At 36.1% G+C, this 18794-nt stretch carries 20 protein-coding genes; 4 read left to right on the forward strand and 16 right to left on the reverse strand.

Annotation, left to right across the window (positions count from 1 at the left end; translation table 11 throughout):
• Positions 1–761 precede the first annotated feature (761 nt).
• The 13 genes from H4O18_RS22240 to xerA form a co-directional block, all read right to left on the reverse strand.
• Complete coding sequence (locus H4O18_RS22240) at positions 762–956, reverse strand: hypothetical protein (protein WP_246474323.1); 195 nt, start codon at positions 954–956, stop codon at positions 762–764.
• Complete coding sequence (locus H4O18_RS22245) at positions 928–1251, reverse strand: hypothetical protein (RefSeq protein WP_246474325.1); 324 nt, start codon at positions 1249–1251, stop codon at positions 928–930. Before H4O18_RS22245 ends, H4O18_RS22240 begins: the two co-directional genes overlap by 29 nt.
• Positions 1252–1423: 172 nt before the next feature.
• Positions 1424–2902: a serine hydrolase gene (locus tag H4O18_RS15225; protein ID WP_187586092.1), complete on the reverse strand. Its 1479-nt coding sequence runs from the start codon at positions 2900–2902 to the stop codon at positions 1424–1426.
• 192 nt (positions 2903–3094) lie between these two features.
• A complete protein-coding gene (locus H4O18_RS15230) occupies positions 3095–3289 on the reverse strand; it encodes a glycine zipper domain-containing protein (protein ID WP_187586230.1) in 195 nt (64 codons plus the stop codon).
• Positions 3290–3345: 56 nt separating this feature from the next.
• A complete protein-coding gene (locus H4O18_RS15235; protein WP_187586094.1) occupies positions 3346–4212 on the reverse strand; it encodes an alpha/beta fold hydrolase in 867 nt (288 codons plus the stop codon).
• A gap of 74 nt (positions 4213–4286) precedes the next feature.
• Complete coding sequence (locus tag H4O18_RS15240) at positions 4287–4946, reverse strand: hypothetical protein (RefSeq protein WP_187586096.1); 660 nt, start codon at positions 4944–4946, stop codon at positions 4287–4289.
• Between the two features lie 121 nt (positions 4947–5067).
• Positions 5068–6042: an NAD(P)-dependent alcohol dehydrogenase gene (locus tag H4O18_RS15245; protein WP_187586222.1), complete on the reverse strand. Its 975-nt coding sequence runs from the start codon at positions 6040–6042 to the stop codon at positions 5068–5070.
• A gap of 115 nt (positions 6043–6157) precedes the next feature.
• A complete protein-coding gene (locus H4O18_RS22500; RefSeq protein WP_187586098.1) occupies positions 6158–7930 on the reverse strand; it encodes a helix-turn-helix domain-containing protein in 1773 nt (590 codons plus the stop codon).
• A 179-nt stretch (positions 7931–8109) separates the two neighbouring features.
• Positions 8110–8712: a hypothetical protein gene (locus H4O18_RS15255; RefSeq protein ID WP_187586100.1), complete on the reverse strand. Its 603-nt coding sequence runs from the start codon at positions 8710–8712 to the stop codon at positions 8110–8112.
• Positions 8713–8862: 150 nt separating this feature from the next.
• Positions 8863–9339, reverse strand: a complete 477-nt coding sequence (locus tag H4O18_RS15260; RefSeq protein WP_246474327.1) for a hypothetical protein — start codon at positions 9337–9339, stop codon at positions 8863–8865.
• A gap of 159 nt (positions 9340–9498) precedes the next feature.
• Entirely contained in the window at positions 9499–10395 is an 897-nt protein-coding gene (locus H4O18_RS15265; protein WP_187586102.1) for a hypothetical protein, read from the reverse strand.
• 379 nt (positions 10396–10774) lie between these two features.
• Positions 10775–11377, reverse strand: a complete 603-nt coding sequence (locus tag H4O18_RS15270; RefSeq protein WP_187586100.1) for a hypothetical protein — start codon at positions 11375–11377, stop codon at positions 10775–10777.
• Between the two features lie 67 nt (positions 11378–11444).
• Positions 11445–12572, reverse strand: coding sequence for a site-specific tyrosine recombinase/integron integrase (gene xerA / locus H4O18_RS15275; RefSeq protein WP_246474329.1), 1128 nt, complete (start codon positions 12570–12572; stop codon positions 11445–11447).
• Between the two features lie 64 nt (positions 12573–12636).
• On the opposite strand from xerA, the gene H4O18_RS15280 reads away from it, so the two are divergent.
• On the forward strand, positions 12637–13023 hold the full coding sequence (locus H4O18_RS15280; protein WP_187586104.1) for a hypothetical protein: 387 nt from the start codon (positions 12637–12639) through the stop codon (positions 13021–13023).
• Positions 13024–13074: 51 nt separating this feature from the next.
• Here the strand turns inward: H4O18_RS15280 and H4O18_RS15285 are convergent, their stop codons facing one another.
• From H4O18_RS15285 to H4O18_RS15295, 3 genes are all read right to left on the reverse strand, one after another.
• Positions 13075–13506 carry a hypothetical protein gene (locus H4O18_RS15285; protein ID WP_187586106.1) on the reverse strand — a complete coding sequence of 144 codons (432 nt, stop codon included), beginning with the start codon at positions 13504–13506 and terminating at the stop codon, positions 13075–13077.
• Between the two features lie 122 nt (positions 13507–13628).
• On the reverse strand, positions 13629–14309 hold the full coding sequence (locus H4O18_RS15290; RefSeq protein WP_187586108.1) for a hypothetical protein: 681 nt from the start codon (positions 14307–14309) through the stop codon (positions 13629–13631).
• A gap of 64 nt (positions 14310–14373) precedes the next feature.
• Positions 14374–15690: a tyrosine-type recombinase/integrase gene (locus tag H4O18_RS15295; protein ID WP_187586110.1), complete on the reverse strand. Its 1317-nt coding sequence runs from the start codon at positions 15688–15690 to the stop codon at positions 14374–14376.
• Positions 15691–15981: 291 nt separating this feature from the next.
• Between H4O18_RS15295 and H4O18_RS15300 the strand changes: the two genes are divergently transcribed.
• The 3 genes from H4O18_RS15300 (at position 15982) to H4O18_RS15310 (ending at position 17839) form a co-directional block, all read left to right on the forward strand.
• Positions 15982–17175 carry a tyrosine-type recombinase/integrase gene (locus tag H4O18_RS15300; RefSeq protein WP_246474331.1) on the forward strand — a complete coding sequence of 398 codons (1194 nt, stop codon included), beginning with the start codon at positions 15982–15984 and terminating at the stop codon, positions 17173–17175.
• 128 nt (positions 17176–17303) lie between these two features.
• Entirely contained in the window at positions 17304–17573 is a 270-nt protein-coding gene (locus H4O18_RS15305; RefSeq protein WP_187586114.1) for a helix-turn-helix domain-containing protein, read from the forward strand.
• A gap of 2 nt (positions 17574–17575) precedes the next feature.
• Positions 17576–17839, forward strand: a complete 264-nt coding sequence (locus tag H4O18_RS15310; RefSeq protein ID WP_187586116.1) for a hypothetical protein — start codon at positions 17576–17578, stop codon at positions 17837–17839.
• Positions 17840–18794: the final 955 nt, after the last annotated feature.

Here is an 18794-nt window from a genome sequence, read left to right on the forward strand (position 1 = left end):
TGTTCCATAGTTGTTGTTTCTTTCCAAGGCATGATAATTTGATTTTGATCTCAAATTATAACCTAAAAAAGTGTAAACTATGTGACTTTAACTTTGTAAAGGATGTCCCTTTAACGTACCTGCTTGCGTACAACGCCCGAGCTATGAGTAGTGCGGGAGCAAACATGCGCTTAACTTCCGTCATTCACCTAGCAAAAGCTTTTAGTTTTGGTTTATCTTTTATTATCAGAGCAAAATCGAAAAGATTTTGCGCCCTCATAAATATAGACAAAACTTGGGATCGGACACCAGGGCCCGCATTACTTATAGGTTTTGTTGCCAAATCGTTTTTATTTTCCGTCCGAGTAAAAGCTGGCGTTCTGCTTGCGTTTTGAGTGCGTCCGAGTAAGAAGGCCTTGCGAACCCCTCCGTAGCCCTCCGAATCAAGCTAAAATCCATTTACGTCTGAGTATTACATCCAGGGTACGTTCGAGTTTTAATAAACAGAATTTGGGATAAAGAATGGACTTTTCTACTTGTACCAAAATGTTTGGCAACGGCCAGATATGGCACGTGTCTCTGAACTTTTTTAATATTCACTAAAGTATCGGTTTTGCATTTCAGTTCCAAGTAAATCAGTAGAGGCATGTGCTATATCATTTGTTAGAGGCTTTTTTTGCTATTTATTCGGGTCTTGAATACTCGATTAGTTCCTCGACATACAAAAAATCACCCTGAGACTGAGTCAGTTTAATAAAGGTTTTCACTTCTGGAGCATACAATCAGATCTCTTCTTCATCTGCGCTATATCCTCTAGAATTAGAAATCTTACCCGTGTATTTAATAGTATAGGCCATAAATGTTCCTGCTTTCACCGTTTCCTTCTGATAAAATAATACCTCCGCATCCTGACTTTGGTTTCCAGTTGTGCCGTCTTCACTTGTCCAGTTATTTTCGTATTTCCATTTTTTTGCCAACCTCCAAAGGCCAGGCATACTTGGGCGTTTCGCTTTCTTCCGGTTTCACGATGTCTGAGACGAGAACAGTGTCGTGGCTCATTTTCTTGGCTAAGGCGCCATCAATACTGATAATCTCCCGAGTATTTGTTTCGTCCGAGCGAACTTTTCCGGCAGTGGTTACGCCTTTGTACTTCCAAACCCACTTTTCACCAACTTGATAGTCGGCCAGCATTGATTGTTTGGTGACCTCAGGCTGGCTACTACAAGCAGTAAGAGTCAAGATTGAAATAAACATAACGGTTCTAATTTTCAAAGTAGGTTGATTTTTGGCTGTTATTATTTCTTATCAAATGCTTTTGTTCAATCTAGAATACTATTCCAATAATCTTTCTTATTTCCATTTTTTAATTATTCGGTTTCAAAAAAAAATGTTTTGATATGGTTCAAAGTGGGAGACTCTGATGGGCGAAGAAATCGTTTTGCCTCTACTCGTTTTCTAATAATTCATTCAATGTTTCCATTGACTCTTCACTACCCAATTCAACCGCCTTTGTATAACTTTTTATAGCTTCTTCTTTATTGTTGTATTTTAGGTAAGCTTCACCCAACGAATCCCATAAATTACCATCTTTTGGAAATAGTTTCACATTGAGTTTAAATAAGGCTAGTGCCCAACCAGGATTGTCTTCTTTTTTCAGCCTGCTATACCCCAGTATATTGAGTATTGAAGGGTTAATGAATTCTCCTTTAAGTTCTGTACGTACGAAATCCGGTAATCTTTCTGCATTTTCAGATGGATTTGTTTTCATAAACCCATGAATCAATTCATAGATGTTTTTAGGAATGGGTGTAGCCTTATAATCAGTATCAAAAATCATTTTGCCTATCTCTCTGCCAACGTTTTCTGACTCACTTCCTAAAAACGCATTTGTGATGTATATGACAACTGCATCATCCTCTACAAATCTTACAAAATCTGCAAAATACAATCCATTACTACCATTGTGGGCAACCATCTTGGTTTCTCTATTGGTTTTAGAGATTGCCCAACCATACCCATAAAAGGATGTCATTTCATCATTCTCGGCAACATGTGGTGTTTCCTGGACTGCCCTTGATTTGGATGTTAAAACGAGGTTGTCTTCTAACGCCACATGCCATTTATAGAGATCCTCAACGGTAGAATGAATATCTCCTTTACCTATGCTATACCAATGATTATCATTGTAAGGAAGGTGTTGCTGGGTGGTTCCCCAGTCTGCCCACTGCTCATCGGTTCTGTTGTAGTAGTAACCATGTGCCAGTCTTTCGGTATGAAAATTGATGCTTTTATATCCCGTGCTTTTCATTTGAGAAGGTTCGAATAAATAGTCCTGCAGAAAAGAACCATACGTTTGATTTGAAACAGACTCTAATATAGCAGTGAGCAAGATGTAGTTGGCATTTGCATATTGGTACTTTGTTCCAGGTTTAGATTGTAATTCTGATTCAAAAAAGTCTGTTAAAAACTGTTCTTTGCTTGCTTCTTCGTATCTAAAACCTCCAGTTATATTAGATATCCCTGATGTATGAGTTAATAATTGATGAATCGTTATATCCCTTTTGTCGATAAGTTCCTGGTCAAAATAAGAACCGATTTTATCTGATGTTTTGATCTTTCCTTGCTCTACAAGTTTCAAAATAGCTGATGCAGTAAATTGTTTAGTTACAGAACCAATATTAAAAACCGTTGAAGGTGAGTTGGGTATCTTATTTTCCCTATCTGCCCATCCATATCCTTTCGATAAAATGATTCCTCCTTTTTTAGCAACTAAAACAGATCCGGAAAAGCCGTTCGAAGCACTTTGGGTTAAGTAATCGTCAATATGTTTGGTAACAGTAATTAAATCTGCGTCCTCTTGTTCCTGGATGCAGGAATAGAGTAAGAACACGATGCTAAAAGCAATTAGTATATTAAATTTCATATATCTCGTTTAAATTATTGCCAACATGTCATTTATTTTCCGCCAAAGCACTAAGCGTGCAAGACAATAAAAGAATTGTAAATAGATTTTTCATAATACATGTAGTTGATTTTTTAAAATTGCGATTGCTACAAATTCCATTCAGTTATTTATAGTCATTTAGAAAAGGAGAGAGGAATGAGCATCCGATAATCATTCTCTGTGTTTTTTATGTTTTGATTCATTTTTTCTTGTGTAGTCGATGGCCACACCGTTGGCCAATCCCAGGCTTATCCATAATCCAATGTTGTCCTGAGCGATTCCTATGATTACTCCCAAAAGGATACCTAGCATCATTCCGGTTATATCTTTCAACTTCTCTTTCATAATTTTTTTAATCGCTTTCATATTTTTCATTTTTCTTGAATCAGATAAGAGTAACCTAAGCAGCCATCCCGGATGCTTCATGTTGTATCCTGTGCTCCTAACCTCATGATCTCGCGTTCAATCTGTTCATTTTGTTCTTTGTTTTGCACATGTTTTGAGTGTTCCAAAAGCGAACTTGTTTTCAGTGAGGGGAATATCTTAACTGCCCGCTTTATCATTTTCTTTCCTGGGAACAGGATGTCGTCTTGCGCCGCAAAAAGATGAATCGGTGTTGTGATTTTCCCTGCTTTGTTAGCATCAATAACCGGAACCGGAGAAAAGTCCATGTCAAATTCTAAAAACACTTTAGAGAGTAATTTGATGGCAAACTCATCCCGATCGGTAAATAGATGTGATAAAAACCTCTCAACATACTTTACTTTTTTGGTCTTCATGTACCTTTTCATTGGGATGAAGACCTTGAACAAAGCCTTAAATGGATTTCCATTTACGATATAAGCAGGTGCAGATAAGTACACCTCCCTGATTTTTGCTTCATCATGTTCCAGTGTTTTCAAGATGATCAATCCGCCAAAAGAGAATCCAGCCATAGTTACTGAGTCAATCTTTAGCTCATCTATGATTTCATTCATCCATTTTCCATAGGAGTCATCTTTCATGCTCAGGCGATTCTCAGCACTTTTATTGGGCTGAGCCAAAACATCAACCGCAAAAATTATGAACTTCTTATGCAGATTAGCATACGTCTCGAGAGCAATAGGAGCACAGCCGTTCGATCCATGAACAATAATAATCGGAGGATTGGCTGGATCTCCTGTAGCTATGATGTTGGTCTTTCCAAAATCGGTTTCTAATGTTAAATATTCATAGTCGATATTGAGGCTTGCCAGTTTTTTATCGTAGAGACGAAGTATTTCGTTCTTTCCTTTTGTTGATTTAAACATAGTATCAGGTTATGGGCCTTCTTAGTAGTACTTTTTTTTAGTGTTTCCCACTGCTTCTTAAAGGCAGCTAAACTTTAGAAATTAAACCCTACGTATATATTGGGCTCAAAAAGAAAGTAGTTTCTCCATTTATCGTCCAATTTCTTAAATCCAGCAGGAGCATTGTTATCAAACATCCAGTGTTGACAATGAACCTGAGGTTCGATAAAAATTCTTTTTTTCTTACCAAATGCGATATGGTAGCCTAAGTGATACGAATTATACACTTTAAAGCCATTTCCAACTTTGTTGCCCTCAATATCCAGATAGGTTTGGAATTGCGGTAAGACTTCAACAGTTGCGAATAGTCCTTTCCATAACATGCGTTGATACGTTAAGCCTATTCCTGTTTCTCGCACATGTCCTGGATAAAATTCACTTTCTGTTTCTAACTTATCCAAAAGACCATCCCACCACTGGATTCCCATTGGTTGAAACAATCGCCAGGAGGCAAACTTCAATCCTATGATGTTCTTATTATCCAGGTTGCGTTTTACATGTAGCTCTATCATTTGTGTACTTGTGGGGGAGTCCCAGTCCCCAAAGTTCCGTCCAATGCGATCTGTAATAATAAAATAAGGTAAACTTACCCTCCACTTATGGGCTACTTCTGTTTCTACACTCTCCGGTGAGCTAGTTTGAGCAAAAGCACTAAACGTGCAAGAAAATAGAAGAATTGTAAATAGATTTTTCATGGTACTAATGGTTTTAATTTTTAAAAATTCAGATTGTTTAAATTTTGTCAACTTCTTCGTCTACTGGTATTTCCATTAGAAAACCAATGGCGATACCGAAAGCTTTTTGACTTCTTCGGCTTTAAGAGGTTACAATGACCACATTGCCTCTTTTATGACCAGCATCAATGTATCGATGTGCTTCTGCCACTTTTTCTAATGGAAACTGGCGATCAATGACTGTCTTTAGCCTTCCCTCTTTGTAGATATCTAACACTTCTGAAAGCAGGTAGCGGAGCTTTTCTTCTTTGTTGGCACCTGTTGCTTCAAACTTTGCTTTCTTCTGACCAAAAAGTGACGTTTTAATCATTTGGAGGAGCAAAGAAAATTTCAGAACAGGGGATAAGTAGAGACCCTTTTCTGAGAGGATATTTTTGCACGCTGAAAAGGAGCTTTTCCCAATCGTGTCATATACATAGTCGTATTTTCTGTCACTCTTGGTGAAATCTTTCTGTAAATAGTCAATCACCTCATCAGCACCCAAGGACCGCACCAATCCAACATTTCTACCACTACACACAGCTGTTACATGTGCTCCCATAGCCCTGGCTATTTGAATGGCGGAAGTCCCCAGCGCACCTGAGGCCCCATTGATCAATACTCTCTGTCTGGGCTTCACTTTAGCAATTTCTTTCAGGAAATTATAGGAAGTCAAATGTCCATCGCAGAAGTTAGCAGCCTCAGAAAAATCCAGATTTTCCGGCATAGGCAGAATGACACCATTCTGCGATATGGTCAGGTATTCTGCATTGGAGCTGAAACCAAAAGTAGTTTCTCCAAATACTCGATCACCAATTTCAAATTCAGTGACTCCTTGGCCAACTTGCTCAACGACTCCAGCAAAACCGGTTCCGGGAATGGCCTTCTTGGGTTTGGTTATCCCTACAAACAGTCTGGCTATATAGGGTTTTCCTGTGCGCATCATGGCATCAGCGGTGGTAGCAGAGGCGGTCATAACCCTCACCAAAACTTCATTGGCTTTGGGAATGGGCTTGATTACTTCTTGTAAATGGAGTACCCCAGGTGAACCATATCCTGATGCTACTATTGCTTTCATTGTCTGAGTCATGGTTTTGTGTTTTATTCAGGACAAAGAAAGAGAGAAGTGAAGGAGAATAAGTTCGGAATATTAAGAAGAGGTTCGGAATTATAATTCGGAACTCAAAAGCTGTTTATGCCTGACTTTTCTGGAATTCTTTAGGTGTCATACCTACTTCTTTTTTGAATGCTGTATTGAAAACGGTCTTAGAGTTAAAGCCACTCTCATAGGCCAGCCCGATAAACGAAATATGTGAATTGTCTGGATCAAGGACGAGTTTTTTGAAGTGTTCAATGCGCTTATGATTAATAAACTCGTTAAAGTTTTTGCCAATAGATTCATTCAATAACCATGAAAGCTGATTAGGATGAATCTCTACTTGCTCAGCTAGCGAACGCAGCGTAAGTGAAGGGTTGAGGTACGGTCGCTCTGATTCCACATACGTTTGTATTTTCTCCACCTGTTCTTTTGTGATAGTGTGATCTAATTGTCTGGCTTTTTTAACCTTTGTTTTTTCTCCAATTTTAGGATAAACCCTGGCGTGAAATTCTAAATATCTTGACTCTGAATGAATCGGTACTCCCAACGGATCACTAAAGGCAAGTAGGAGGATTGAAGAGGTGCTTTCAAAAAGTTTCTCTAAAATACTAAACGCTTCGTCATATCGACCCAGATTGGCATACGTAAGAAAAAGGTAAGCATGAGCATGATGGGCTTCTGGCTCCTGAGCATGCTTTTCCAACTTTTGCAAATGAGTAGTGCTTTTTCCATCCTTTGCTTCGATCAAAGCAAAGAGGCCTAGTTTTTCATCTGGGGTAAGGGCTTGCTCTGGAATTTTATCTAGTGTCTGGCAAGCTAATTCGAGTTGAAGTTCCTGAATAAGGATATAGATATTGACGAGAATTGCTGGAAGGTTTTTGTCATTGGCTTCCAGTAATTCGTTTAGAATCTCTTTGGCTTTGTCATTTTCACCCACCCGATAGTAATAATTAGCTTCATAGAATCTGGTCTCCGGATTCAGTGGGTCTATTGATTTGGCAAAATGAATATGCTCCCAAGCCTTTTTAAAGTCCCCATTAATAGAATGAAGAAAGGAAACAAACTGATGGGCTTCTGAGTATGTAGGCTTGGCCGCCAGAGACCTCATGCCATATTGCATAGCTCTGGCAAAATCTGCCTCAGTGAAGAAGTACTGCATACCCAGCATGTAATTGAGTCCAGCATGGTCAGGGTCGAGATTTTTCGCTGAGGCGATTGCTGCTATACTTTTTTGCCATGCTTCTTCACGTGGGGCAAAACCCGCAACTGCCATAAAGCTATAGCTGTCGGCTATCCCGAGGTAACCCTCAACGAGTTCTTCATCCAGTGCTATGGATTTTTCAAAGTGCTCAATGGCCAGGTGAGTATCCTCAGGATTCCACTTGTAGAAATGATGGCGCCCTCTTAATAGATGCTCGTACGATGAAACACTCTTTGTAGGGCTGTTCACCAGCCGGCTGGATATGTTTAAATGACCATATTGCTCTCGAATTTTATCAGCAATAAGCAAGCTGATTTCATCTTGAGTTTCAAAAAGATTTTCCAGCTTTCGATCCCAGGTCTCTGACCAGAAATGTGTATCCTCTTCTACATCTATCAGCTTGGCACGAACTCGAATTTTACCATCATGAATCTGTGCACTACCCTCTAAAAGGATTGCTACACCTAGCTTTGTGGCAATTTCGTCAAGAGAGGCTTTGTGGTTTTTGAAAAAGAAGCTGGATGTGCGCGAGATGACTTTCAAACCATCGATTTTGGCCAGTGCATTGATGATCTCCTCCGAGATACCATTGCAGATGAATTCATTGCTTCCATCAAGACTGAGGTCAGTAAAAGGGAGGACTGCTATGGATTTTCTTGAATTCACTTACAATTGGGGTGTGGTTTATTGCCTCTAACGGTTAAGCTATGATTAGTTGCAGTGTGAAATCCGACAGGATTTCGCCCCGCAGACTAAACATACTAAATATGCATGGATTTTCCGAAGGGAAATCCGTCCGCAATTAATTATAGGTGTTGTTGTAAGTAGTATTTATCCCAATAAAATTAATCGGTTACATGAAGTGAATCATTAAAAAATAATCTACGTTCATATTTTTTTCCATCTAAAGTTCCTCTTTCTACAATTAAGCCTCTAATTATTTTTTTTCCAATACTTCCATATTCTATTTCGAACTCTGCTATTCGGTTGAGCGGTAAATTTAATTCTGACAATTCCGGATGTGGAATATTGTCATCTTTTAAGCTATATATTGTGTCAAGTTTTATATCTAAGAGATTTGAAAAGTCATCATTTAATTCGCGATCATTAAAAGGTAAAACCACAAAAATATCTGAATCCCATTTGATGGCAGGTTTTGTCAAAGTAAATGATAATCGAGTTGCATTTCCCAATTTGGTCGTATCGTCAATGAAAAAATCAAAATAGTTACCTCCGACTGTATCTTTATCTTTGTCAACTAACCAAATTTGATTGGCGTACTCTTTTCCATCAATTTTCAGATATTCAACAATACTGTCAATATGTTTTTCGCCAGGAAGTCTAAAGGTCTCAATTCCAATTCTACCGGTATATTCTATGTTTTTTTTATTTTCTGATTTACACGAAATAAAAATCACTATTAAAATCAGTAAAACGGTTTTAAACATTGGTTTTGAGTATTACTTACAACGGTCTCGTATAACCGTCAGTTACGGATTAAATTAGCGATTATTTTCAGTTTAGAACTGACGTTAGCAATTCCGAGTGGATTCGGACGTAGTCGAATCCGCCGTAATTGCGGTTATACATTGTTGCCATTAGTTTTTTTTCGTTCGTATTGCGGTATGGTAAACTATATTGAAAGGTTTTCCATATTCATTTTCTGTTTTCAAGTCCGCTCTTATGATATTGAAATCAGAATCTAAAATTTGTTCATATCGGTAACCACCTTTTATATTTTTCAAAGTGTCTGGATTAATTAATTTTCGTCCATTGTCGTAATTAGTGCTATCAAACTTAATCGCCCAAGATTTATCATTTAAGTTATATCCAACAAAAACTATTTCACCAGTAATTTTTGAATTCAGTTCATATTTGTTTTTGTAAGAAGGAATATCTCGAACTGAAATACTGTCGAACACATATTTTTCATTTATTTCCGCAATAATTTTTTTCAAGCTATCATTTTCTGCGCCCAGACTTTCCAATTTCGCAATGGTATTTTCTCCGCTATTTATGTGGGTGCAACTTAGAGTTAAAAAAGTCAGAAATATAAAAAGTAAAACTTTGTTCATCTGTTTGGTCAAAATTAATGGCAACGTTTAGCTATGATTAGTTGCGGAGTGAAATCCAACAGGATTTCGGCCCGCACAATAAACATATTAAATATGCGTGGATTTTCCGCAGGGAAAATCCAACCGCAATTAATTATACACTGTGTTGGCATTAGTATTTTATTTTTCATTAAACTTATTTCTTAATCCAGAATGATACATATGAAAATGGTCTGGTGCCAATGTATAACCTAATCTTTGCTCGAATACTTCATTAGCTGTTAAATTCAGATTAACTTCTAAAAGATTATTCAAATTTTCCTTTTGAATTATTCTTATTAACTCCTCTTGACTAAATGGTTTCATTTGTTTTATGATTTCTTCAACTCTTTTATCTAAATCCCACATTACTCGCAGTGTGTGTGTTTGGTTAGGATTAAATTTTAATTCCAGTTCGTCAATTATTTTGTTGTAAGGTTGAAGTTTGTCCTTTATTGCCTTTAATATCATTGGATAGTACTCAAAATAGACAGCGAATAGATTAATGATGATAGTCTTTATTGAAATTTCCTGAGCGTCTTCAAATTCTTTTTTAACCTTGGCATTCCAACTATAACTAGAATTAAAAAGTTTGTATGTATTTAATGTTAGAATTAATTCATCCGATGAAAGATCGGAGTCCAATACATTTATGGGCAAATTTTTATGGTTTACATATCCTCTTAATTGATAACTGAACCGATAAACTTTTGAGTCATCGTACATTTTTTTAAAAATTGCATCAATCTCATTAACAGTTTCGTCGTCAAAGTTCCTTTCAACAAGTCCAATTACATTATTGTAAAATATATAAACAGAAGAAATGGCGTTTATTAATTTATAATTCAAATGTCTTAAGTAGCCTTCTTTTTTAAAGTCAGTTGAAATCTTTTTTCTTGATATATGTTTGTTTATGAACAATTGAAGTTCATTAAGATTGTCAATTAGTAAACACCAACTTATGTCAAATTCGTTGTATAACTTCATGGCTTGATTGTACTCACATAATTTCTCCCATTTTTCAAAGTCAATACTCATTAATTCTACGGTGTTCTCATATTTTATGCCGTTGTCACTTTCTTTTTTTAATTTAAACCAGTTTTTTATTCTTGCGATTAAGGATAATTTTTCTTTTTGATGAGACCAATCTTTTATGATAATATCAAATGTTGGATTCTTATCTAAAGGAATGGATTCTTTTATATGGTTTTTATAGTTTTTCAGGTGGATTCAGTTTTGTTAAGAAATGTGAGTAAATATTAATGCCAACGGTTAAGCTATGATTAGTTGCAGTGTGAAATCCGACAGGATTTCGCCCCGCAGACTAAACATACTAAATATGCATGGATTTTCCGAAGGGAAATCCGTCCGCAATTAATTATAGGTGTTGTTGTAAGTAGTATTTATCCCAATAAAATTAATCGGTTACATGAAGTGAATCATTAAAAAATAATCTACGTTCATATTTTTTTCCATCTAAAGTTCCTCTTTCTACAATTAAGCCTCTAATTATTTTTTTTCCAATACTTCCATATTCTATTTCGAACTCTGCTATTCGGTTGAGCGGTAAATTTAATTCTGACAATTCCGGATGTGGAATATTGTCATCTTTTAAGCTATATATTGTGTCAAGTTTTATATCTAAGAGATTTGAAAAGTCATCATTTAATTCGCGATCATTAAAAGGTAAAACCACAAAAATATCTGAATCCCATTTGATGGCAGGTTTTGTCAAAGTAAATGATAATCGAGTTGCATTTCCCAATTTGGTCGTATCGTCAATGAAAAAATCAAAATAGTTACCTCCGACTGTATCTTTATCTTTGTCAACTAACCAAATTTGATTGGCGTACTCTTTTCCATCAATTTTCAGATATTCAACAATACTGTCAATATGTTTTTCGCCAGGAAGTCTAAAGGTCTCAATTCCAATTCTACCGGTATATTCTATGTTTTTTTTATTTTCTGATTTACACGAAATAAAAATCACTATTAAAATCAGTAAAACGGTTTTAAACATTGGTTTTGAGTATTACTTACAACGTATGGATATAGTAACAAGTTACTATATATCTATTTTAGGATTACTAATCTAAGGGATTTTTAATAGTATTAAAAGTATTTGTTGCCACATGGGTATATATTTCCGTCGTTTTGCTGGATCCATGTCCTAAAAGCACCTGGATCTGTCTAAGGTCCACACCCGATTCCAAAAGATGGGTGGCAAAACTATGCCGGAGTACGTGCGGGGTAACGTTTTGTCCTATCTTTGCTTTTTGGGCTGCTCCCTTAACTATTTGTAATACACTTTCAGCACCATATTTGCTGGCCTTCCGTCCTTCGAACAAATATATTTGGGGTTTCCATTCCTTGAAATATACGCGAAGATCTTCCAAGGCTGTTTGGGATAAAAGGGTATAACGATCCTTGTTGCCTTTGCCTCCTTGCACGCGTACCAACATTCTCTTACTGTCAATATCCTCAATTTTCAGGTTCAATAATTCACCCCGTCTAAGGCCGGAGCCATAGAGCAGTTCAATGATACATTTATGTTTTATATTATTTGTGTTCTCGATAATCGCCAATACCTCTTCCTTCGAGATCACTTTTGGAAGTTTGGATTCCTTTCTAGGTCGTTCTATCTCGTAAAATCGATTGGGCATGCCTAATACCACTTCATAATAGAATTTTATGGCATTGATCGCTTGATTGAGATAGGAATTGGATACGCCCCTATGGATAAGTTTTTGAAGAAAGGCCCTAATGTCACTTTCGTTAATAGCATTCAGTTCCCTTTCTTTATAATGGTTGATGAACATTTCAAAAAAGGAAACATAAGTGCGCACAGTACTATTGGCATACCTTTTAAGTTCAAGTTTTAAAAGGTATTCTTCTGGACAGACCCTGTATTCCACGACGGATTTTCTTTTTCTGAACCATTCTACATCAACGCATTCATTATCCGTATTTATGGGTCTGTTCGTTAGGAACCTATTGTAATTGATCCAGACCATACCCTTGAAGGTATTGAAAATTATACCCAAATTGCCCTTGGTATTGGGGATATAGGCCATATTATATCTTTCGCTCCATTTGGGGCCAGGAAGACTTTTGATCAAACCTTGTATAAGTCTGTCGGGCGAAAATTTTATGCCTATCATCTTTTGATCATTGATCATTAGGTGGTAAAGCGTAATGCATTTTACAGGGTTCATATAACAAGTTTAATCAAGATTTTGATTTTAATCCGTATATTATACTCATAATATACGCTTACATATGAATAAGGTTAGAACATGCCCTGTATGTGGTACAACTGTAAAAGGAAGATCGGATAAAAAGTTCTGTTCCATAAAATGTAGGTCCATTAACCAATATGAGAATCGTCAGGAAACGGAAGCATTTTATCTGAAGGTAGATCGGCAATTGAAAATAAACAGGAAACTGCTAAAGAAATATAATAGGTCGGGGTATACCACCATAAGAAAAACGGTACTGATCGAAAATGGGTTCAACCCTAAATTCTTCACCCATTATTGGAAAAACCAAAAGGGAGATGTATATCTCTTTGTTTATGAATATGGTTTTTTGTTCAAAGCCGATAAAGGAAGGGACAAGTATGTTTTGGTGATTTGGCAAGAATATATGGCAGGACCTAGACCATGATTACGTGATATTTAAGAAAGACCATATATTTCATCGAAATGACTATAGTACTTATTTCCCCATTTTGGCAAGAAGTGTGTTTTCAAGATACACAATCTTTTTAGTTTCCATATCAAAATGGGGCACGGAGCTGTTCTCGCCCAATGCCATATTGAGCACTCTATGAAACCGTTTTATTCTATTTATTAAGATGTTTATGTCCCCTTTGGTCGCCGGCCTGTTTTCATGGCCTGTGAAGATTGTTTTTATAGCATCTGCGGCCAAGGTACCGGCAGTTGCATTGCCTATTCCTGCCATGCTCATTTTATCTCCCTTGTTCACTTCTAAAGTAGGGGATTGTTCAATGGACTGGGTAACACTGTTCCTGTTTTTAATATGGTGGGCCTTTGATCTACAGCTGTTGCTACAATACTTTTGGACATGTCGCCTGGTCGGAACAAATTCCTGATAACAATATTTGCATATATAGTGTTTACCATCCATCTTACGTCAAATATACGTTTGTTTGACGTATAACTGAGTGGTTTTATGCTATTTTTAGGGTTATTTAGGTGAAATTCGTAGGGTTAATTAAAACTATTGTATCAATAGAGTAGAGGATAATGCTAAGCGGTAACATTAAAAACAGATTTTAAAAGAAAGTTTCTGGCCTCTTCTTCAGTAACCAATACAGGTCTAGGCTTTCTTTTATTCTTTTGCTTTGGAAGGTTGTCCAAATTTTGTTCTGGATGGTTACTTTCTTTAGTTTGAAACAACTTTTTAAAAGCGGGAAGGTCTTTTTCAATGTACTCCAAAGCATCCTTGGGGTCCGTATTGGGAATAACATTTACATTGAATATTGCATTGATTTCGCCAAGGTGGTGTTGAAAGAAGGTATCTTGCAATTCAAAATATTCTAGAATATTTTCCTCTATTTCGCAATGTTCCTTAATGTGGAGTGCCATCCAACTTGCGATAGTATTATAGAATTTGAGCTGCTCCAAATACTTCTCCAAGAGCACACTGAATTGAAACGAATTTAAAGCCGCTTTTTGATCGCTCAACAGGAAATTATTCCCAACTAGAATGGAAGGCTTTTCCAAGATTTGAACATGATTGGGGTTAGATTTTAATTCAAAGGATTCACCGGACTTTTCAATTATGGCCGGGGTATTAAAAAATCGGGCAAATTCTGGTGAATCCAAGAACTCTTTTTTACTTTCTGGGACGAGACTCTTGGGGATAAAAAACAGAAGCGGCCTATACAAATTGTTCCTTAAATCATTAAAAGCGTCTTCTAGGGCCATGTCTATTTTTTATGGAATGCCAAGTTAATAAATAGTTAGGTTTTTTACAGTTAACATAATCGTGCTATTTTAATAGATTCGAATAGTCTTCAGGTAGTTCCGCATCAATATCTCGTAAATACTTCTGTAAGGCCACCATAGAATTATGTCCTGTAATGAGCATTAATTTGCTTTTTGCCTCAAAAGGCGACGCATTTTTCAGCAACATTCTATACAGTTTGGTAATAGAGGTATGTCTAAAACTATAAAGGCCATAATCCATGTTTAAATTGAAATGGGATTTCACCATCTTTTTAAAACGCTTGGAAAAATAATCCCGTCTATTGGTTTCCGTGGTCTCCCATTCCCCTCCGATCCTATCAGGGGTAAATAAAAGATGCGACTTGTCCATTTGTGAAAGATCCGGTAGGTCTTCTAACAAGATTTCCGGTATTATCTTGGTTTTTGATAGGCTATTTTTTGCCTTGAACCTTAGTGTGTTGTTTTCCAAGTCAATATCACCAATGGTGAGCCTACACACCTCTATGGGCCTTAAATAATTGTATGAAATAAACTTTATGTAGAGTAGGAGCATAGGGTCTTCCTTTTCTAGATAATCAAAGATTTTACTTTCCATCTCCAAAGAATAGGTCTTGTTCCGCTCAGGGATGGATTTGAGGACCTTAATATTTTTTATATGGTTTATTGGCATTACTTCGTTTTCTTCCAAAGTTTGCATTATACTTCCAAGGATGAGCCTAAAATTGTTCCTGTTCCTTGGACTGGATGTTACGAGGATATCGTTCAAAAAATCCAGCACCATTTTTTTGTTCAATTGGTCAATGGTCTTGATCTGGGGATTATGTTTGGCTATAAATAATAAAAACCTATTGATCTTATAACCATAATCCTGGAACGTCCTATCATTAACTTGATGTTTCTTTAGATTTAGGCCATAGTCAAAGGCCTCTTTTAACGACTTTTCAGCAACTTTTTTGAGCTGGTTAGCTATGGATTGCGTGGGTACAGTCGAAACTTGGGAAACGGATTGGTTTTCAGGACTAATCTGATCTTTTTTGGTGTTATGGAGATCATTGTTATTCTTAAAGGGATCATAGCCCTCCCTTAAAAGTTTCAATAAGTTTCTTCTATACACGGTCAGAACTGCAAGACGGTCCTCTTTGGTCTTGTACAAATTGGCTTTCCCGTAAACATTTTTCATCCTTTCCAACTTTTGGGTCTTGGGGTTGCGAAAGGTAAAATAGACATACCAACGTTTGGAAAGGTCACCCTTGGCGGTGTAGATTTTTGGTAAGGAGAAATTCTTCTTGTTGGACAAATTGTGTTCTAAAACGTGTTCACTTTTGTGTTCAAATGTAACTATTTCGTAAAACGTAGCCATAAAAAAACGGTTTAGAGTGAACTAAACCGCTTGTTTTGGGTGATTTCTATACTGTAGCGAGAGGGGGGCACGATCCCCCGACCTCCGGGTTATGAATTCTAAGAGACCTGTGTCAATATGGCTTTAAATGCACTGATAATCAGATGGTTATAGTGTATTTTTGTGATTCCAATTAATTGGGAAAACCATAAAAAACCATATAAAACCGCCAAATGTTGTACATATGTTGTACATAGATTTTATATCTTTATGTATATAACACAATTTATTATGGCCACCGTAAAGATAGTATTGCGTAAGAATTATCGGAAGAAAGACGGAACATTTCCGATTGCTTTGCGATTGACCCAATACAGAAAGTCAAAATTTTTGTTTACTGGTGAGTATATCCTAGAAAAGGATTGGGATGAAACTAAAGGGTTGGCAAAAAAGAGTTGCCTCAATTCCTCACGACTTAATAATATGCTATTAAAAAAGGTTTCGGAAGCTCATGAAATGGCTTTGGAAATGGAGGCTAGCGAAGAAAAACAGTCCGTCTCGACTTTGGCAAAAAAGATTCTGGGCGAGGACAAATTTGATTTTTTCAAAGTGAGCGAAATCTTCCTTGCAAACCTTTTAAAACGGAAAAAATTCGACCAACATTACAATCAAGAAAAAAGACTGAAAATATTCAATACTTTTTTAAGACGGAAGAAATTATCTTTTATTGATTTGGATGTCCGTTTATTAAGAGGGTTCGAAACGTTTCTACTTTATGAAAGAAAGGTTGCACCAAGAACAGTTATAAACTATTTAATGCTCATTCGAACTATTTATAATTTTGCTCGTAAAGAATATCAAGTTGATGATAGAAACTACCCATTCGGCAAGGGCAAGATCCAAATCAAGTTTCCCGAAACTGAAAAAATAGGATTGAATGTATATGAGGTCCAGTTGCTAGAAATGGCACAGAACCTAACACTGGCTCAACAAAATGCAGTAAATACATGGCTAACGAGTTTTTATTTTGCCGGGATTAGGGTAGGAGATATCTTAAAATTAAAATGTTCGGATTTTAAGGATGATAGACTTTATTATCGTATGGGTAAGAACAATAAACTTGTTTCTCTCGCTGTACCTGACAAGGCAAAGAGAATCCTAAACCCCTACACATCAGTCAAAAATTATAAAAGTGATTTGGTCTTTCCTTATTTGAAAGGGATTAATCTAAGAGACGAAAAGCAGGTTGCCATAAGTGTTAAGACAATAACCAGAAATTTAAACAGACGATTAGAAATTGTGGCGGAAAAACTAGGAATCGAAAAAAGGCTTAGTATGCATATTGCACGTCACAGCTTCGGTAATATTTCAGGGGATAAAATCCCAATTCAGATGCTTCAGAAATTATATAGGCATTCTTCCATTACAACCACCGTTAATTATCAATCAAATTTCATGCACAAAGAAACGGATGATGCTTTAGAAAAGGTTATAAACTTTGATTGAGATGACGACGTTAGACTATTTGATAGACAATTAACCTAATTAATTGGTATAACATGGACATAATACGTATATTTTAGGATGAAAAATCATGAAGTTGACGATACATTTAACTTTTAAAAATTAAATCGATGCAGGTGGTATGTCTACAAGAAGAAGCTTTTTATGCGCTATTTGATAAGGTGGTGGATCATTTAGAATCTAAACGCAGAGATAAGCCGGCTAAATGGATCGATGGGGAAGAAGCAATGTTATTGCTTAATATAAAATCTACAACCACCTTGCAGAAATTGAGGGATGAGGGAAAGATTCGATTTTCTCAACCGCAAAAGAAAATAATTCTTTACGATCGAGATTCAATTAATGAATATATTGAGAGATACGTACGTGATACTTTTTAATTATGGAAGAACATTTAAAAGTTGATAAGGATTACATAGAAGCCTTCAATCTAGGCTATGAGCTGGCCAAAGAATTGAAGTTAAAGTCTCCAATGTTTAAAAATATTGAATTGGGAAATAGCCGTGTGCACGCAATTCAGACAGGAATGGAAGAATATAGTAAAGAAATTACAACGCATAAAAACCTTTCACTAGATGGTCGTGATATTATTTCAGAAGAACTTAAAAGTAGTGAAGAAGAAAAAGGGAATGAACTCTCCATGTAAGCGGTATTGTATTATTCTATTCCCTTATATACCGCATTGAAATACCCAAATTAGGATTATAACAGTATTTTTTAAAGGGTCTTTTATTGAGCATTTATGACTTTCTATTTAGTATACAATACGGTAGAACTCCGATTTTCAATAACCGTATTTGCCTATAACTTAACCCTTATCAAGTTCATAATATCAAATTGGCATCTTTCACCTAGGCAAAACTTGGTCATATAGGAGGGAAATTTGTTAGATTGGTCCTTTGTGGATGATTCGGTTGGTCATTTAGCACTATACAACTCCAATTCTCCTATCACTTTGAAATATTATTCAAAAATTATCAAAAGGCATTAAAATAATAGGAGCTAAATCAATACGCATGATTTAAAATGCAAACATTCAGCACAAGGACTCAAAAAGGATAAGCTTGGTATAGGAATAGTATAATTTTTTAGGCTCAAAAGCGTGGTAATATACCATCAAAATCTGTAATTCCCAATAAAAGAAAAGCCAATCACTTTAGTCCAAAGCGGAAAATATATTACAATATTGCTGGAAGCTATGGAGTTCATGGCTAAGCCAATAATCTTTCATTCAAAAATCAGCAAATTGACTACGGGAATAACAGTGCCGTGCATTATGTCGTAATTTTAAAAAGCACATAATTCAGGACATTGGTCATCACTTTAGTGCGACTACAATTTTTTTTTACATATAAATATAATGTTCTCCGACATCCCTTTTACATAGTATTTACCGTGTTCAGATTTGTTAATTTGAATTTGCAAAGAGTACAAATCCTGAATTAAATTGGGCAATTGACCATAAATCTTTGCAATATAAAAACTCAAAAATATTTTTTTAAATCAATTTTAAATCCTTACAAGTCAATAATAATAAGGAAAGGTCATTATTATTAGGTATTAATTTAAAATGGATTAATTAAAAAATTATTTGCAGTACT

This window comes from Arenibacter arenosicollis (assembly GCF_014397245.1).
Lineage (GTDB): Bacteria > Bacteroidota > Bacteroidia > Flavobacteriales > Flavobacteriaceae > Arenibacter > Arenibacter arenosicollis.

What these genes read in the sequence shown, in the direction of transcription:
- H4O18_RS15285 (WP_187586106.1), bottom strand. Translation starts at nt 13,506, where the DNA reads ATGGATGGTAAACACTATATATGCAAATATTGTTATCAGGAATTTGTT.
- H4O18_RS15270 (WP_187586100.1), bottom strand. Translation starts at nt 11,377, where the DNA reads ATGTTTAAAACCGTTTTACTGATTTTAATAGTGATTTTTATTTCGTGT.
- xerA (WP_246474329.1), bottom strand. Translation starts at nt 12,572, where the DNA reads ATGAACCCTGTAAAATGCATTACGCTTTACCACCTAATGATCAATGAT.
- H4O18_RS15255 (WP_187586100.1), bottom strand. Translation starts at nt 8,712, where the DNA reads ATGTTTAAAACCGTTTTACTGATTTTAATAGTGATTTTTATTTCGTGT.
- H4O18_RS15235 (WP_187586094.1), bottom strand. Translation starts at nt 4,212, where the DNA reads ATGTTTAAATCAACAAAAGGAAAGAACGAAATACTTCGTCTCTACGAT.
- H4O18_RS15240 (WP_187586096.1), bottom strand. Translation starts at nt 4,946, where the DNA reads ATGAAAAATCTATTTACAATTCTTCTATTTTCTTGCACGTTTAGTGCT.
- H4O18_RS15245 (WP_187586222.1), bottom strand. Translation starts at nt 6,042, where the DNA reads ATGAAAGCAATAGTAGCATCAGGATATGGTTCACCTGGGGTACTCCAT.
- H4O18_RS15280 (WP_187586104.1), top strand. Translation starts at nt 12,637, where the DNA reads ATGAATAAGGTTAGAACATGCCCTGTATGTGGTACAACTGTAAAAGGA.
- H4O18_RS15225 (WP_187586092.1), bottom strand. Translation starts at nt 2,902, where the DNA reads ATGAAATTTAATATACTAATTGCTTTTAGCATCGTGTTCTTACTCTAT.
- H4O18_RS15260 (WP_246474327.1), bottom strand. Translation starts at nt 9,339, where the DNA reads ATGAACAAAGTTTTACTTTTTATATTTCTGACTTTTTTAACTCTAAGT.
- H4O18_RS15265 (WP_187586102.1), bottom strand. Translation starts at nt 10,395, where the DNA reads ATGAGTATTGACTTTGAAAAATGGGAGAAATTATGTGAGTACAATCAA.
- H4O18_RS15295 (WP_187586110.1), bottom strand. Translation starts at nt 15,690, where the DNA reads ATGGCTACGTTTTACGAAATAGTTACATTTGAACACAAAAGTGAACAC.
- H4O18_RS15230 (WP_187586230.1), bottom strand. Translation starts at nt 3,289, where the DNA reads ATGAAAGCGATTAAAAAAATTATGAAAGAGAAGTTGAAAGATATAACC.
- H4O18_RS15310 (WP_187586116.1), top strand. Translation starts at nt 17,576, where the DNA reads ATGGAAGAACATTTAAAAGTTGATAAGGATTACATAGAAGCCTTCAAT.
- H4O18_RS15290 (WP_187586108.1), bottom strand. Translation starts at nt 14,309, where the DNA reads ATGGCCCTAGAAGACGCTTTTAATGATTTAAGGAACAATTTGTATAGG.
- H4O18_RS15305 (WP_187586114.1), top strand. Translation starts at nt 17,304, where the DNA reads ATGCAGGTGGTATGTCTACAAGAAGAAGCTTTTTATGCGCTATTTGAT.